The sequence below is a fragment of the Nitrobacter vulgaris genome, assembly GCF_031453995.1.
Taxonomy (GTDB): Bacteria; Pseudomonadota; Alphaproteobacteria; order Rhizobiales; family Xanthobacteraceae; genus Nitrobacter; species Nitrobacter vulgaris.
The window spans coordinates 24,338-39,529 of the sequence record NZ_JAVDPZ010000026.1; the positions used below are offsets into that span (position 1 = coordinate 24,338).

The 15,192-nt window shown below is 60.7% G+C and carries 16 protein-coding genes; 6 read left to right on the forward strand and 10 right to left on the reverse strand.

Features of this window, described 5'->3' with window-relative positions; translation table 11 throughout:
• Positions 1 to 26: 26 nt before the first annotated feature.
• Positions 27 to 365, reverse strand: a complete 339-nt coding sequence (grxD, locus tag GGQ85_RS15005; RefSeq protein ID WP_079446450.1) for a Grx4 family monothiol glutaredoxin — start codon at positions 363 to 365, stop codon at positions 27 to 29.
• A gap of 284 nt (positions 366 to 649) precedes the next feature.
• Here grxD and egtB point away from each other — a divergent pair, with 284 nt between their 5' ends.
• Together egtB and egtD are read left to right on the forward strand one after the other, a co-directional pair.
• Positions 650 to 1,900: an ergothioneine biosynthesis protein EgtB gene (gene egtB / locus GGQ85_RS15010; RefSeq protein WP_374708900.1), complete on the forward strand. Its 1,251-nt coding sequence runs from the start codon at positions 650 to 652 to the stop codon at positions 1,898 to 1,900.
• Between the two features lie 43 nt (positions 1,901 to 1,943).
• On the forward strand, positions 1,944 to 2,909 hold the full coding sequence (gene egtD, locus GGQ85_RS15015; protein ID WP_309775170.1) for an L-histidine N(alpha)-methyltransferase: 966 nt from the start codon (positions 1,944 to 1,946) through the stop codon (positions 2,907 to 2,909).
• A gap of 7 nt (positions 2,910 to 2,916) precedes the next feature.
• Here egtD and GGQ85_RS15020 read toward each other — a convergent pair whose 3' ends face one another.
• A complete protein-coding gene (locus GGQ85_RS15020; RefSeq protein WP_079446448.1) occupies positions 2,917 to 3,150 on the reverse strand; it encodes a BolA family protein in 234 nt (77 codons plus the stop codon).
• Between the two features lie 560 nt (positions 3,151 to 3,710).
• Here GGQ85_RS15020 and GGQ85_RS15025 point away from each other — a divergent pair.
• Positions 3,711 to 4,076 (forward strand): hypothetical protein, encoded by a 366-nt coding sequence (locus GGQ85_RS15025; RefSeq protein ID WP_079446447.1) that lies wholly within the window; start codon positions 3,711 to 3,713, stop codon positions 4,074 to 4,076.
• Between the two features lie 267 nt (positions 4,077 to 4,343).
• On the opposite strand, the gene purL is transcribed toward GGQ85_RS15025, so the two are convergent.
• The 5 genes from purL to purC form a co-directional block, all read right to left on the reverse strand.
• Positions 4,344 to 6,554, reverse strand: a complete 2,211-nt coding sequence (gene purL / locus GGQ85_RS15030; protein ID WP_309775203.1) for a phosphoribosylformylglycinamidine synthase subunit PurL — start codon at positions 6,552 to 6,554, stop codon at positions 4,344 to 4,346.
• 132 nt (positions 6,555 to 6,686) lie between these two features.
• Positions 6,687 to 7,907: a cytochrome P450 family protein gene (locus GGQ85_RS15035; RefSeq protein WP_079446445.1), complete on the reverse strand. Its 1,221-nt coding sequence runs from the start codon at positions 7,905 to 7,907 to the stop codon at positions 6,687 to 6,689.
• 213 nt (positions 7,908 to 8,120) lie between these two features.
• Entirely contained in the window at positions 8,121 to 8,822 is a 702-nt protein-coding gene (gene purQ, locus GGQ85_RS15040) for a phosphoribosylformylglycinamidine synthase subunit PurQ (RefSeq protein ID WP_309775172.1), read from the reverse strand.
• Positions 8,823 to 8,839: 17 nt separating this feature from the next.
• On the reverse strand, positions 8,840 to 9,079 hold the full coding sequence (gene purS / locus GGQ85_RS15045) for a phosphoribosylformylglycinamidine synthase subunit PurS (protein ID WP_079446443.1): 240 nt from the start codon (positions 9,077 to 9,079) through the stop codon (positions 8,840 to 8,842).
• Positions 9,080 to 9,121: 42 nt separating this feature from the next.
• Positions 9,122 to 9,889: a phosphoribosylaminoimidazolesuccinocarboxamide synthase gene (gene purC / locus GGQ85_RS15050; RefSeq protein ID WP_173815946.1), complete on the reverse strand. Its 768-nt coding sequence runs from the start codon at positions 9,887 to 9,889 to the stop codon at positions 9,122 to 9,124.
• 332 nt (positions 9,890 to 10,221) lie between these two features.
• Between purC and GGQ85_RS15055 the strand changes: the two genes are divergently transcribed.
• A complete protein-coding gene (locus GGQ85_RS15055) occupies positions 10,222 to 10,545 on the forward strand; it encodes a DUF1476 domain-containing protein (RefSeq protein ID WP_309775174.1) in 324 nt (107 codons plus the stop codon).
• Between the two features lie 142 nt (positions 10,546 to 10,687).
• Here GGQ85_RS15055 and cynS read toward each other — a convergent pair whose 3' ends face one another.
• Positions 10,688 to 11,188: a cyanase gene (cynS, locus tag GGQ85_RS15060; protein WP_309775176.1), complete on the reverse strand. Its 501-nt coding sequence runs from the start codon at positions 11,186 to 11,188 to the stop codon at positions 10,688 to 10,690.
• A gap of 245 nt (positions 11,189 to 11,433) precedes the next feature.
• On the opposite strand from cynS, the gene GGQ85_RS15065 reads away from it, so the two are divergent.
• The gene (locus tag GGQ85_RS15065) at positions 11,434 to 12,120 is read left to right on the forward strand and encodes a hypothetical protein (RefSeq protein ID WP_309775177.1); all 687 of its coding nucleotides are present in this window, start codon (positions 11,434 to 11,436) and stop codon (positions 12,118 to 12,120) included.
• A 5-nt stretch (positions 12,121 to 12,125) separates the two neighbouring features.
• Here GGQ85_RS15065 and GGQ85_RS15070 read toward each other — a convergent pair whose 3' ends face one another.
• The gene (locus GGQ85_RS15070; protein WP_309775178.1) at positions 12,126 to 12,704 is read right to left on the reverse strand and encodes a TIGR02391 family protein; all 579 of its coding nucleotides are present in this window, start codon (positions 12,702 to 12,704) and stop codon (positions 12,126 to 12,128) included.
• A gap of 315 nt (positions 12,705 to 13,019) precedes the next feature.
• Between GGQ85_RS15070 and GGQ85_RS15075 the strand changes: the two genes are divergently transcribed.
• Positions 13,020 to 13,643, forward strand: a complete 624-nt coding sequence (locus tag GGQ85_RS15075; protein ID WP_309775179.1) for a hypothetical protein — start codon at positions 13,020 to 13,022, stop codon at positions 13,641 to 13,643.
• A 160-nt stretch (positions 13,644 to 13,803) separates the two neighbouring features.
• Here GGQ85_RS15075 and GGQ85_RS15080 read toward each other — a convergent pair whose 3' ends face one another.
• Positions 13,804 to 15,015: a TrmJ/YjtD family RNA methyltransferase gene (locus GGQ85_RS15080; protein WP_309775180.1), complete on the reverse strand. Its 1,212-nt coding sequence runs from the start codon at positions 15,013 to 15,015 to the stop codon at positions 13,804 to 13,806.
• Positions 15,016 to 15,192 lie beyond the last annotated feature (177 nt).

Sequence of the window (15,192 nt, forward strand, 5' to 3'; positions counted from 1 at the left end):
TGAACCGACGGCGCGTGAGGCCGCCGTCAGGCCGACGCCGGTGTGTTCAGCGTGATGCCCTTGTCGCCGAGCAGTTTCTGCAACTCGCCAGCCTGGAACATTTCACGGACAATATCGCAGCCGCCAACGAATTCGCCTTTGACGTATAGCTGCGGGATCGTCGGCCAGTTCGAGTAGGTCTTGATGCCGTCGCGCAGTTCGGGATTTTCGAGCACGTTCAGGCCCTTATAGCCCACGCCAATGTGGTCGAGAATCTGAACCACCTGCCCCGAAAAACCACACTGGGGGAATTGCGGCGTGCCCTTCATGAACAGCACAACGTCGCTCGACTTCAGTTCGCTCTCAATAGTGTCCTTAATGCTCATCCATCACATCCTTTAGCCGCAAGTTACCGGCACCGCGAACAGCCCGTCGCAGCTCGCTGCTATATATAGTCCGAAACTGTTGTGTAACAAATAAATTGCCGGGAGCATCAACCTATCGCGCAGGGCGTTCTGGGTTGTGAATGATGCCCGTCAAGACCGCGCATTTAGGCCCGGTCGGAGCCTCGGATCTCGTTCCCGGCAATACCCTCCATAAGACCTGCGAACGGATTGTTCCACGGAACCCAATGTCCGGAGCAACGTTCTTTCCCAAACCGGAGATTTCCGTGACGAACCCTGCGTCTGCCGCAGCCGCAATGGCCGCCCCGAACCCGCTATTTTCCGGTTCACGGACATTGGCCGGCCGCCTGACGGATGCATTTCTCGCCATCCGGAGCGAAACGGAGCGGCGTGCGGAGCCGCTGACGCCGGAAGACCAGATGGTGCAATCAATGCCGGACGCCAGTCCGACGAAATGGCACCGTGCCCATACGACCTGGTTCTGGGAACAGTTCCTGCTCGGGGAGCACAGTCCCGGCTACATTCCATTTCATCCGGATTACGCCTTCCTGTTCAATTCGTATTACGTCGGCGTGGGTCCGCGTCATGCCCGCGCCCAGCGCGGCCATCTGACCCGTCCCGGCGCGGAAGAAATCACCGCCTATCGCCGGCACGTCGACGCCGCGGTCGTCAAATTCTTTCACGATACCAGCGACAAAATGCTGGCCGGACTGATTCCGCTGATCGAAGCCGGCCTTAACCACGAACAGCAGCATCAGGAGCTGATGCTGACGGATATCCTGCACGCATTTGCCCAGAATCCGATGGCGCCGGCTTACGATACGTTATGGACATCCCCTGCTCCACACGCCGGCAGCGGATGGACAAGACTGATTGAGGGCATCCACACGATCGGACATCAGGGCGATAACTTTCATTTCGACAACGAGAAGCCCGCACACCGCGTTTTGGTCGGCCCGGTAAAGCTCGCGCGCGGTCTCGTCACCAATGCCGACTGGCTCGCTTTCATGGACGACGGCGGCTATCGCACCGCCAGCTTGTGGTTGATGGACGGCTTCGCTGCGGCGACCGGCGAGGCTTGGGAAGCCCCGGGCTACTGGCGGAAGACGGCCGATGGTTGGCAGGTCATGACGCTTGGCGGCTTGCGGCCGATCGATGCCAATGCGCCGGTCTGCCACGTCAGTTATTACGAGGCCGATGCCTTCGCGCGCTGGAGCGGCAAGCATTTGCCAACCGAGATGGAATGGGAAGTCGCGGCCCGAGCTGAACAGCTCGACGATGCGTTCGGCATGGTCTGGCAATGGACGCGAAGCGCATACTCGCCCTATCCCGGATATCGCGCCAGCCAAGACGCGCTCGGAGAATACAACGGCAAGTTCATGGTCAACCAGCTCGTTCTCCGCGGCTCATCGCTGGCGACGCCGGAGCGGCACAGCCGCGTCAGCTACCGGAACTTCTTTTACCCGCACCACCGTTGGCAATTCACCGGTCTGCGCCTGGCGGACTACGGCGTTTGATCGCTGCCAACTCAAATGCGTTGCATTGCGCAGGGAGAATGCCATGAATCTGCATGCTGCCGCTTTGGCCGGGGCGCCTGGATCCAACGAAAGCACGCGGGAATTCGCGAGTGATGCGATCACAGGATTGTCTCACCATCCGAAACAACTCCCGCCAAAGTATTTTTACGATGCAGTAGGCTCCGAACTATTCGAACAGATCACGCGGCTTCCCGAATATTATCCTACACGCACAGAGCTCGGTATTCTGCGTGATCGGTCCGCCGAAATTGCTTCGATCATTCCCACACATGCGGCGCTGGTGGAGTTCGGGGCCGGCGCTCCCACCAAAGCGCGGCTGCTGCTGGCCGCGTGTGAATTTGCCGCCTATGTGCCGGTGGACATTTCGGGTGACTTTCTCAACGCACAGGCTCGCGGCTTGCGAAAAGACTTTCCACATCTGAAAATCTATCCGGTGACGGCCGACTTTACCGCGCCATTCATTCTACCCGATCAAGTCGCGGCCATGCCGAAAGTCGGATTCTTCCCCGGCTCGACCCTTGGCAACTTCGAGCCTCACGAAGCCTGCCGCTTCCTGCGGGGGGCTCGCAATATCCTGGGTGAGGGCGCGTACATGCTGATCGGCGTCGATCTCGAGAAGAACGAACGGACGCTGTACGATGCCTATAACGATGCCGCCGGCGTCACCGCGCGCTTCAACCTGAACATCCTGGCGCGCGTCAACCGCGAACTCGGCGGCAATTTCGACCTGTCCGCCTTCGCCCATCGCGCGATTTACAATCGGGATCAACACCGGATCGAGATGTATCTCGTGAGCAAAAAGCCGCAGACGGCCCGCTTGCATGGCCGCAGCTTCTTCTTTCGCACCGGCGAAAGTATCCACACCGAAAGCAGCTACAAGTATAGCACCGACCGTTTCAACGCCTTGGCGAAGGGCTCTGGTTGGACGCCGATAGCGGCGTGGACCGACCCGGAGCGAATGTTTTCGGTTCACGCGCTGATTAGCTGAGGCGGAACTACTCCGGCACACCGGTCTGCAAAGCCAATGCGTGCAGCACGCCACCCATCTGGCCCTTTAGCGATTGATAGACGATCTGATGCTGCTGCACGCGAGACTTGCCGCGGAACGACTCCGATATCACGGTCGCCGAGTAATGGTTGCCGTCACCGGCAAGGTCCTGGATCGTCACCTGGGCGTCCGGAATCGCCTTTTTGATCATCGATTCGATTTCCCGCGCTTCCATCGGCATCAAAGTGCCTCCTAAATCCGGCTCGTGGGGTGGTTCAAACGTTCGCTTTATTTTCCTGAGGGTCAGTCAAGCGAATTTCTGAACCAAAACACACTAGAATCATAGAGTTACTAGTGTCCCTTTGATTCCGAAATTCGCATCAAAGGTTGCCGCGGAGACATGCGAACTTCGGAATCGGGACACTAGCCCGGATCATGCACCGGAATCGCCGTGACGTCTGCTCAACTTAACGCGGTCGCCCGATCCCCGTCACAACGATCAGTCCTATATTTGCCAACCGCAAGAAAATGGCCGGAAGATACCCGGCCCCGATCACCCGGTCATGATGACGCCGAACCCAGGCCGCATCGGGCCGTCCGCCAGCGATTGGATCAAGTCAAGAGCCGGAAGCGTGCGGCGTCGGAGGAGATGGAATAGTTCGTTCACGCAGATGGGAACCGCGAGGTTTGATGTAGGTCAAGGGCGCGAAGCTCTCGCGCGCGAGGCTTCGGAGAGAATCCGCGGTTCGGCGCGATGCGCAGGCGTCCGCGGCTTTCCTCTCTCGAAGAAGGAGTACGCAAATGTTGCGTCAATTTCTCATCGCTTCGGCAGCCGTAGCCATGCTGCTGGTTACGACCTTCCCCAATGACGCATTCGCCCGTCGTGGCGGCGGTATGCACGCCGGAGGTTTCCACGGCGGCGGCATGCACCGCGGCGGTGCCGTGCATCGCGGCGGCGCGGTTGCAGGTCGGGGATACCGGGGCGGCGCGGTTGCTGTGCGCGGCGGGCACTACGGCTATCGTGGATATGGCTATCGCGGCTACGGTGTCGGTGCCGCGGCAGTGGGCGCGGCGGCGGTCGGCGCAGCTGCGACGGGAGCCTACTACCGCAGCGGCTGCGGCTACAACGCCTACGGCAGCTGGGTTTGCCCGAATTATGGGTACTGAGCGGCGCGATGCCCCTGGCTTGAGATGTTCGACAACGATGGTGAAGTCATCGGGATGATAGCTTGTGCGCCAACCGGAAGCTATGGTTAGACCCACCATCGTTGCGATCGTACGCTGCATTGTGTCCTCAGCACAGAACTGCCGTACGCCCGCTTCAGCAGCCGTTGGCACATTCGCACTGAGTGCGTTGGCACATTCGCACTGAGTTGGGTGACGAGGGCCGCGCTGCACTAAATTTCCGGCACAGGCGTGTCCTCTAGCCGGACGTCAGCTTTTCGTCGCCATGTAGTCCGGCAGCCAGCTTTCAAAGCCGTGCTGCAAGGTCTTGATGTGGACGGCGCGCTCGCCGGCAATCGCGATCTCGTGACCACCGGTCAGCCCGATCTGAATGCAAGGCACCTCCACCGCCTTGAGCTTGGTGAAAACGCTCAAGAGGTCCTGCTCGTGAACGGTCACGATATAGCGCGCCTGATCTTCGCCGAACCACCAGGCGTGCGGCACGATCGCGGCCGCCGCCGCGTCGAGTGCAGCGCCGATGCCACTCGCCATCGCCATTTCCGCCAGCGCGACGAGAAGTCCGCCATCGGAAACGTCATGAACGGCCGTTGCCGTTCCCGCGTGAATCATGCCGCGCACAACATCGCCATTGCGCTTTTCCGCGGCGAGGTCGACCGGCGGCGGCGCTCCCTCCTCGCGTCCACAGATATCGCGCAAGTAAACCGACTGACCGAGCCAGCCTTGTGTATCACCGATCAGCAGGATCGGATGTCCCTCCGCCTTGAAGGCAAGCGAGGCTGACTTCGTGAAGTCATCGAGCAAACCGACGCCGCCTATCGAGGGCGTCGGTAGAATGCCACGGCCGTTTGTCTCGTTGTAGAGCGAGACGTTGCCGGACACGACGGGAAAGTCGAGCATACGGCAGGCATCGGCGATGCCCTTCAGGCAGCCGACGAACTGGCCCATATTCTCAGGCCGTTCCGGATTGCCAAAGTTGAGGTTGTCGGTGATCGCCAGCGGCCGACCGCCGACCGCTGTGATGTTGCGCCAGGCTTCCGCGACCGCCTGCTTGCCGCCTTCGAATGGATCGGCCTCGCAATAGCGCGGGGTCACATCGACAGTAAGCGCAAGCCCCTTCGGTCCTTCCTCGACGCGCACCACCGCCGCATCGCCACCGGGCCGCTGCACGGTGTTACCACCGATGACATGATCGTACTGCTCCCACACCCAGCGCTTCGAACACAGCTCCGGAGAGGCAATCAGTTTTTCCAGCGCATCGACGACGGGCAAAGGCGGTGCAACGTCGCGCGCCTGAATGACGGGCAACTGCGGCGACGGCACATGCGGCCGGTTGTACAGCGGCGCTTCCGACTCAAGCTCCTTGATCGGCAGGTCGGCCATCACATCGCCGCCGTGCTTGACGACGAAGCGCTTGCTTGGCGTGGTGGAGCCGACGATAGCGAAGTCGAGTCCCCACTTTCTGAAGATTGCCTCCGCCTGCTTTTCCTTCTCGGGCTTCAGAACCATGAGCATGCGCTCTTGCGATTCCGAGAGCATCATCTCGTAGGCGCTCATGCCCTGCTCGCGCGTCGGCACGCTATCGAGATCGAGATCGACTCCGAGATCGCCCTTGGCTCCCATTTCCACGGCCGAACACGTCAGCCCCGCCGCTCCCATGTCCTGGATCGCGATGACGCACCCCGCATCCATGATTTCGAGACAGGCTTCCAGCAGCAGCTTTTCGGCGAAGGGATCGCCGACCTGAACGGTCGGACGCTTCTCCTCGCTGTCGTCGTCGAATTCGGCCGACGCCATGGTGGCGCCGTGGATGCCGTCGCGGCCGGTCTTGGAACCGAGATAAACAATCGGCATGTTCACGCCCGACGCCGCCGCATAGAAGATCTTGTCGGCATCGGCGAGCCCGACCGCCATGGCGTTGACGAGGATGTTGCCGTCATAGCGGGTGTGGAAGCGCACCTGTCCGCCGACCGTCGGTACCCCGAACGAGTTGCCATAGCCGCCAACCCCGGCAACGACGCCCGATACCAGATGCCGCGTCTTGGGATGCGACGGATCGCCGAAGCTCAGCGCGTTGAGGCAGGCAATGGGTCGCGCGCCCATGGTGAAGACGTCGCGCAAGATACCGCCGACGCCGGTGGTCGCGCCTTGATAAGGCTCGATGTAGCTCGGATGGTTGTGGCTCTCCATCTTGAACACCACCGCCTGCCCGTCGCCGATGTCGATGACGCCGGCGTTCTCGCCCGGCCCCTGGATCACCCACGGCGCTTTCGTCGGCAGTCCGCGCAGATGGATGCGCGAGGATTTGTACGAGCAGTGCTCGTTCCACATCGCCGAAAAGATGCCGAGCTCGGTGAAGGTCGGCGTTCGGCCGATCAGTTTCAAAATGCGCTCGTATTCATCCGGCTTGAGGCCGTGCGACGCGACGAGTTCGGGGGTGATCTGGGGTTCGTTGTTGATCATGGGTCCTGACACGATTTACCTCCTTAATAAGGAGATCGGGTGCGCGGGAAAAGGTCTTTTACCGGCCGATTCCACGCTTTCCATGGGTTGCGTGGAGCCGAGGCCGGAATGCCGTCTTGCTAACCTGCATTATTACGCTACGAGCCGTACCGGCAGTTGCGTCAGCCCCCGTATGCCGAGGCGCTTGTGCCACTCGATACTCCTCGCCTGCGCAGCCAGATGCATGTCTGGAAAGCGCGCGAGAATGCGTTCGAACGCGATGGCCGCCTCCGCCCGAGCAAGTTGGAAGCCAAGGCAAAAATGTACGCCCGTGCCGAATGAAAGGTGTGGGTTCGGGTGCCGCGTGATGTCGAAACGATGAGGGTGCTCGAATCTGGCAGGGTCGCAATTCGCGGCCGCGACGAATCCGGCAATCATGTCGCCGCGACGGAATTGCCGGCCCTGCCAAGCGAGTTCGCGAGTCACGAAGCGCGGTTTTGTCATCTGGACCGGCGATACGTAGCGCAGGCACTCTTCTACGCAAGTCGGCATCAGGCCCGCATCACGGCGGATCTGATTGAGTTGATCCTCGTGGGACAACAAGGCGAAGAGCCCGCCTGAAATCAAATGGGTCGTGGTTTCCTGTCCGGCGCCGAACAGCAGAAAAATCATTGATACCAGTTCGTCCTCGCTGAGGGTCTGGCCAGCGATTTCGGCATCGCGAAGCTCTGCGATCAGTCCGCCGGACAGCGCGCCACCTCCCGATCTCGAACTACGGCGCAGGTAGCGGACAACTCTGATCACGCCGGGAATGGCGCGGATGACCGCGCCAATACTGGCGGTGTTCTTTAACCCGCCCAGCCAGCTCTTGAATCGATCGTGATCTTGATCCGGAAGGCCGAGCATCGCGCAAATGACCGAGAGCGGCAGGTCCCGGCAAAACTCGGACATGAGGTCGACCTCTGTCCTCCCCTTCAATCTGTCGAGAATGCGATCAGCGATCTCGGAAATCATCGGCCTCATCGCCTCTATCGTGCGCCGCGCGAACGCTTGGTCGACGAGGCTGCGCAGGCGGCGGTGTTCAGGATCGTCCTGACCGAGCATGTTTTGTGCGAGAAGGCCGATCGTCTTTGGAAGGAACCTCAGTATTCGCAGTTGTGTTCTGCTCCCCGCATTGGCGGGATCGCGCGCGAAGTTCACATGATCCTTCAACAGCGCGGCGCAGGCATCGTGCGTGACGGCCAGATATGTGTAGCCGATGATCGGCAACCTAATACGAACAATCGGACCTTCGGCTCGCATTCGGTCAAGCGTCGGAAAAGGATTCGCGTGAAATTCAGGCGAAAGAACATCGAAATCACGCGCCTTGATCATGACTTCATCGTCCTCTCCAGAGCAGACGGACGTTGTTCGTCGGCAGAAGCCCCAGACACTCACATAGCCACCGGGAGAGCGGATCAGCGCTCAAGCCGATGTCTGTACGATCCATTCTGAATATGCCTAGCTGACGGCACCGCAATCATCAAACACATGGCTCTCTCAGGAGAGACACAAGGGGCGGCATGTCAGCGGACTGCATCCACGATGCTACGCCGCCCGCCCCAGATGCGCGACGAGTCCGGCGAACAGGCCGCGCCCGTCGGTGCAGCCCATAATGTCTTCGACGTGATTTTCCGGATGCGGCATCATGCCGAGAACGTTGCCGCGCTCGTTGATGATGCCGGCAATCGACTGTGCCGCGCCGTTGATATTATGCGTATCGCCGACCTCGCCTGACGGCGAGCAATAACGATAGAGAACGCGACCCTCACCCTCGAGGCGGCGAATGGTGTCCTCGTCGGCGGCGTAGTTGCCCTCGCCATGGGCGACGGGGACGCGGATCACCTGCCCCGCATTGTAGCCGCGCGTGAACGGCGTGTCCGAGCGTTCGACTCGAACATGCACGTCATGGCAGATGAACTTCAGCCGCGCGTTGCGCATCAGGATTCCCGGCAAAAGCCCGGACTCGCACAGAATCTGAAAACCGTTGCAAACCCCGAGCACAAGACCGCCATCTGACGCGAAGGCGCGCACTGCGTTCATGACCGGCGAGCGCGCAGCGATGGCGCCGCAGCGAAGATAGTCGCCGTAGGAAAAACCGCCCGGCGCCACGACGAGATCGGTGCCCTCGGGAAGAGAGGTTTCCGCGTGCCACACCATCGCGGGTTCGCGCCCGGATACGAGCCGCAACGCGCGCGCCATGTCGCGCTCGCGATTGATGCCGGGAAAGACGAGGACGGCGGATTTCATGTCGTGCGTCGCCTAGCCTAGCCCAGAACCTCGACGCGATAGTTCTCGATGACGGTGTTCGCCAGCAGCTTGTCGGCGGCAGCCTTGAGCGCGGCTTCCGCCTTCGTCTTGTCGCCGGCGAGTTCGATATCGAACACCTTGCCCTGACGCACGCTGGCGATCCCCTCGATGCCCAGCGATTTCAGCGCGCCCTCGATGGCCTTGCCCTGCGGATCGAGAACGCCGGTTTTCAACGTGACGGTGACGCGTGCCTTCATATCCAGCTTCTATCTTTGTCCGTCTTCAGGAGGCAGCGAAAACTATCCCTTCACCAGCACCGGACCGGCACCGACCGGCCGGTCGTTCTCCATCAGAATGCCGAGCCGTTTCGCAACTTCGGTGTAGGCCTCCAGGAGCCCGCCAAGGTCGCGACGGAAGCGGTCCTTGTCGAGCTTCTCGTTCGACTTGATATCCCACAGCCGGCACGAGTCGGGGGATATTTCATCGGCGACGACGATTCGCATCATTTCGTTTTCGAACAACCGGCCGCATTCCATCTTGAAATCGACCAGCCGGATGCCGATGCCGAGAAACAGCCCGGTGAGGAAGTCGTTGACGCGGATCGCCAGCGCCATGATGTCGTCGATCTCCTGCGGCGTCGCCCAGCCGAACGCCGTGACGTGCTCCTCCGACACCATGGGGTCGTTGAGCTGGTCGTTCTTGTAATAGAACTCGATGATGGAGCGCGGCAGCTGGGTGCCTTCCTCGATGCCGAGCCGCTGCGACAGCGAACCCGCCGCAACGTTGCGGATCACGACTTCCAGCGGCACGATCTCGACCTCGCGGATCAATTGTTCGCGCATGTTGAGACGGCGGATGAAATGCGTCGGCACCCCGATGTCGTTGAGGTGCTGGAACAGGTACTCCGAAATCCGGTTGTTGAGGACGCCCTTGCCCTCGATCACCTGATGCTTCTTGGCATTGAACGCAGTCGCGTCGTCCTTGAAGTGTTGAATCAGGGTGCCCGGCTCCGGTCCTTCGTAAAGCACCTTGGCCTTGCCTTCGTAAATGCGACGCCGACGGCTCATTGGGATGTACCGTGTGTTGTTGAAATCCATGAATCTGGTGTGCTCCGAGCGCTTGATGTGACCGTGGCGGAGCTGCCGCGAAAGCCAGGACTCCTGAACAAGAACAGGAAACAGAACAAGAACCCCAGCTTGTCCGCAACGTAGCCGATTGAGTCACCCCGCACAATCAATGCAGGCCGTCAGAGGCGAAGTTTTACCCGCTGCCTGCGACCTTGCGCCTGTTGTTCCCGGATAGGCCCTTTCCTATCTAGTATGTAACTTAGGAACTCCAACCGGTCGCGGCAACGCGGCCGGCCGGCAGTTTTGGCAACAACGGAAACCGGACCCAGGCCATGAACTCATTCGAAAAGCGTCAAGAGGGTTTTGAGAAGAAGTTCGCGCTCGACGAGGAGCACAAATTCAAGGCCTTTGCCCGTCGAAACAAATTGTTGGGCCTGTGGGTCGCGGAGAAGCTCGGAATCACCGGCGACGCCGCCAGCGCGTATGCCAAGGAGGTCGTCACCGCCGACTTCGAACAGCCGGGTGACGACGACGTGCTTCAGAAAGTGATGCGCGACTTGACCGCCAAGGGCGTCGCACTCACAGAACAGCAGGTCCGCGCACAAATGGATACGCTATTGGCGGACGCCGTAGCTCAGGTGAAGGCGGGGACGTAAACTTCTCCCGCCTCCCTCATTTTAGCAACAAAATTTGCCCGCGCCGGCTTTGCGCCAGGCGCGGATCACACAGGGGCGATTCGCAACGCGTTGCCCCTGCTTTTCTTCGTGATGACCACGCCGGTCGAGCGGAGCCGCTTTCTCACGCCTTCTCGAGCTGATGCTCCACATTACCCCCGGTGGCAGTCCCGGCAGGGGCGGCATACTTGAACGGCAGGAATTTGCCGCACATGCCGATCTTGACGCGATCGCCCTTCGGGCTGGCAACGCGCGAAAGCTCCAGATCGAAGTCGATGGCCGACATGATGCCGTCGCCAAACTGTTCCTCGATCAGCACTTTCAGCGCCGGACCGTTGAGCATCACCAGTTCGTACAAGCGGTAGATCAAGGGATCGGTCGGCGGCATCGGCACGCCGGCGCCGCGCACAGGCACCTCGCTGAGCATCGCGGTTTCCGCCTTGGAAAGGCCGAACAGCTTTCCGGCGATCGCCGCCTGCGGCTTGGACAGCCTCATGTGGCCGAGCAGCGAGCTGACGATCAAGATCTCGGAATAACCGCCGATCTCGCCTGCGATGTATGACCAGCTCCATTCCTTCTCGCGCTTGATATCGAGAATCTTTTCCGTGAGGTCGGATCGTTTCATCATCATCTCCCATCTGACTCGAAAGGGCCTGGGACAATCCATTGCAATGCCCGTGCCACGAACGCGAAGGCGGGTCCGGACAGCGTTTGACGTGAGAAATCGGCGCGGACGGCGAGCGATTGATCGGAATTTGCGCAACGAATGCCGCTTATGCAGGCACCCGCGATGGAGCCGTAGTTCCACGCGGCGGAACGCTACCCCTCATCCTCTTGCTCGCGCGGCGATATAGGATTATATTCCGCATCATGATCCTGCCTCGCACGCCGCCCGCCCTCACCCGCCTTCGCGTGAAACCAGACGAACCGGCCGAGGGACCGCCCAATGGACCGAAGCCGATCCCGCGGAGTCACAGGCCGCCCGGCGCGCGGCGGGCGTGGGACGATTTGACAGTCAAGACGGTCCGTCACCTGTTCGAGCAGACGACTCTGAGCTACGCCGAAATCCGGGAGAGGACCGGCGTCTGTGAACCCACCATTTCGCACTGGAAGCGCAGCTATGGCTGGACGCGTCCGCCATTAGCGCCACGCTCGAGTTGCGATGTGCCGCTCTGGCGCGCCGGGCCGAGGCAGAAGCTGAGCACACTAACGGTGCGGCTGCTTGCGATTGCCGAGCGTATGGTCCGCGAGCTTGAGGACAACCCGGACACCGATCTCGACACACTGATGCGAGCGTTCCAGATCGTGAAGATGGCAAAGCTGGCGGCGCAGGGTAACAGGCGCCGCTGGGCTTTCCTTGGCCCGTCACGCACGGGAGAGCAGATCCTCGAGCAGGATCAGGCGGTCCGCGCCGCGCTGAAGGAAATGCGCCGCGGCGGCGTCGATATCGACCGCGCCCCGCAGGAAGCGCTGGACCTCGTGATCGACGCCAACCTGCCGGTGGAGGAGGATCACCCGGCGCTAAAGCCGAGGGGTGCCGAGAAAAAGTCAGCGTAGTCGGCCTAAACGCGCGGCGGCATAGTTGCCTTATCCAGGCGGCGATGAATGAGAGACACGATTGAAAACAGATCTTCCGCGTCTTCCTTGCTCATTTGCCAAGTGATACGTGCCGCGTGCGCCGTCGGGTTTCTGAACATGCCGAAGATGCCTCGCACCATATTGGCAAATCCTTTTTGCTCACTAATCTGACTGTCGTTTGCCAAGGCGTTGATCGCGAGCATCGGCAGGTTTCCGGCAAGCGCCCTGTCGACAAGAGTAGCACCATCGTCGGTCAGACCGTTCTTTGCCCTGATTTTCTCGGCAACGCTCTTCACAGCTTCGAGCACGGCGTGGAAGTAATTGTCGGCCAGTAGCTCCTCGCGGCAAAACTTCAGCACATCTGGATGCGCCCCTCGAACATTGAGGTCCGCGCGCAGTTCCTGCGCGCGGCGCTTTGCATCCGAGAGTGTTTCCGCTCGCTCCACGGACTCAACGGCCCCTGACGCGCTAACAGCTAACCCGACGAATGCGAGCGCAAGGTTTAGGTTCGCGCGCATCGGCTCAAATTTTTCGGGGCAGCGTATATAGCGCTCCGGCTTCATCGTCTTGCGGATGAATGCGAGAATCGCCAACCGATCCTGCCGTGTATTCTGACTGAGCGCAAAAGCGTTATAGAGCCGGTGGCGTTTTGTCAGCGCGGGATCCGAATCAGTCATCCGACAGGATTCGAGCATGTGTGCGATTTCCGATCCAGTTAGCCCTTGATCAGTATCGCCCAGAGCATCCGCGATTGCACGCAATTGGCTTTGCGTAAAGTGCGTCATCGCAATCGACCTCCGCGGGGGCTTGTTGCGCATAATACCAAAGGCTTCGGCCGTTGCGGTATCGATTACCCATCCCAGCATCGGACGCGCGCGATGGCCAAGGCGCAAAGCGGAGCAACCACACCGCGACCGGTGCTCGTGAATACGACCTTACAGAAGAATTCATCACCCTTTCGGGTCTTCATGCTAATTATTGCACGTCAAACATCAAATAGAGGACCAAACATGAAATCAGACGACCCTCGCCTCAAAGAAAGCCTGAAACGTCTGACCGAACGAGTTGCAAAACTCGATGATATGATTCTGACCGTGCTCAAGAACCACGTCGGAGTGGAGCAATCAATGGCTGAGTTTCTCGACACCCACGGCAAGAACTCCGAGGAACTAACTTTCGCGCAAAAGATTTGCGCCTGCAAAGAACTCAAGCCAGGCATCATTGAAGAGCCCATTTGGAAGCTTCTGGAGGAGTGCAATCGGCTTCGCAATAAGGTTGCGCATTATCTCGACGGCCCGGAAGTCGAAAAGAAGATGCAAGCCGTCCGAGACGCCTATTACGCCACAGTCTCAAAAGAACAGGCTGAGGCGGCCAAGAAAATGACAGATATGCAAATGGCAATGAGCGCGCTCACGCTTTGTGGCTCCTACATCGTCGTCGCCACTGAGAACAAGAAAGACGCCGACAAAAGGGGAAATAACTCCGCACCGCGTCCGGGATAAGTAACGCGGATAACTGTTATTCACCACCCCTTGAACCAACTCCGGTAAATTGCACGCTGGTGTCATAGTATTCGTATGGCAGGAATCTGCCGGTCATACCGAGCTGATGCAATCGCCCTTGGATTTGCCACGTGCGCAGTCCCGTTGAAATTGATTGCCACTACACTTTCTCACCCTCCCCCGCCCCCATCTTCCCCGCCAACTCCTCCAGCACCCGCGCCAAATCCGCCTCCACCGCCGCGGCCTTGATATCAACCACGCGATAGCCGCGCTCGGCCAGCCACGCGGCGCGGCTTGCGCGGTCGCGCGCGATGGTGTCGCTCTCATCCGCATTCACCAGTTCGATCGCGACGCGCTGCGCGAACGACACGAAATCCGGAATGTGCCGACCGACCGGGGTCTGGCGCTTGAACTGGCCGGCGAAGCGGCGGTCGCGCGTCAGCGCTTGCCACAGGATGCGCTCGGCATCGGTGGGATTTCGTCTGAGCAGCCGCGCCAGCCCGCGCACCGTGCTGCTGCTGTCGGCGGACGCCCCGCCCGGCCCCTGCTCGGCCAGCAACGCGCGCAGCCGTGTCGCCTGCGCGCCATCGAGCACGCCGCCCTTGGCCGGTCCCTTGCGCCCTTCCGCAATCGCCATCACCACGCCGTGCAGCGTGTGCATGTCCTGCTTGGTCGGCTCCATGCGGGTGAAGATGTTGCGCAGGTTGACGAGCATGGTGTCGCGCTTCTCGGCCGGGCGCAGGAATTCGACCTTGTCGAGCTCGCTGACGAGATTGTCGAAGAACGCCTGCATCTGGTGCTGCGAGGCCCGCTCCGAGCGTTCCGGCATCGCGAACGGCAACTCGCCGCGCGTCACCAGCTTGAACCATTCGTAACCCATCAGCAGCACGGCCTGCGCCAGGTTGAGCGAGGCGAAGCCCGGATTGACCGGATAGGTGATGATGCGGTCGGCCATCGCCACCTCTTCGTTCAGGAGGCCGGCGCGCTCGCGGCCGAACAGAATGCCGACATGGCCGCCAGCCGCGATCTGCGCGGTCGCCTCGACCGCCGCCGCTTCCGGCGCCACCACCGGCTTGGCCTGATCGTGAGCGCGCGCGGTGGTCGCGAACAGCAGCGTGCAGTCGGCGACCGCCTCGGCCACGGTGTCGAACAGTTCGACGCGCGTGAGGATGTGGTCGGCGCCCGCCGCCGCGCGCTCCGCCGCGATGTTGGGCCAGCCGTCGCGCGGGTTGACGATGCGCAGCCGCGTCAGGGCGAAATTGCCCATCGCGCGCGCCGCCATGCCGATGTTCTCGCCGAGCTGCGGCTCGACCAGAATGACGGTGGGGCCGACGACGTCGATACCGGTTTTCGTCCTGTCGGTGCCGGACATCTTGCCTCGTGTTTCAGTTCAAGCTGAGATTCTGGTTCAACGGCGCTGCGGCCCACGTCTTCGATTGCGCCTATACAACTTTTTCTCAAGTGAAATAATGAGTTTATGAAGCGTCTTGATTTTCCGGCGGAAGGTGAGAGCCGGCCGCCAAGTCCGGCTTCCGCCTGCGCTGTCGCG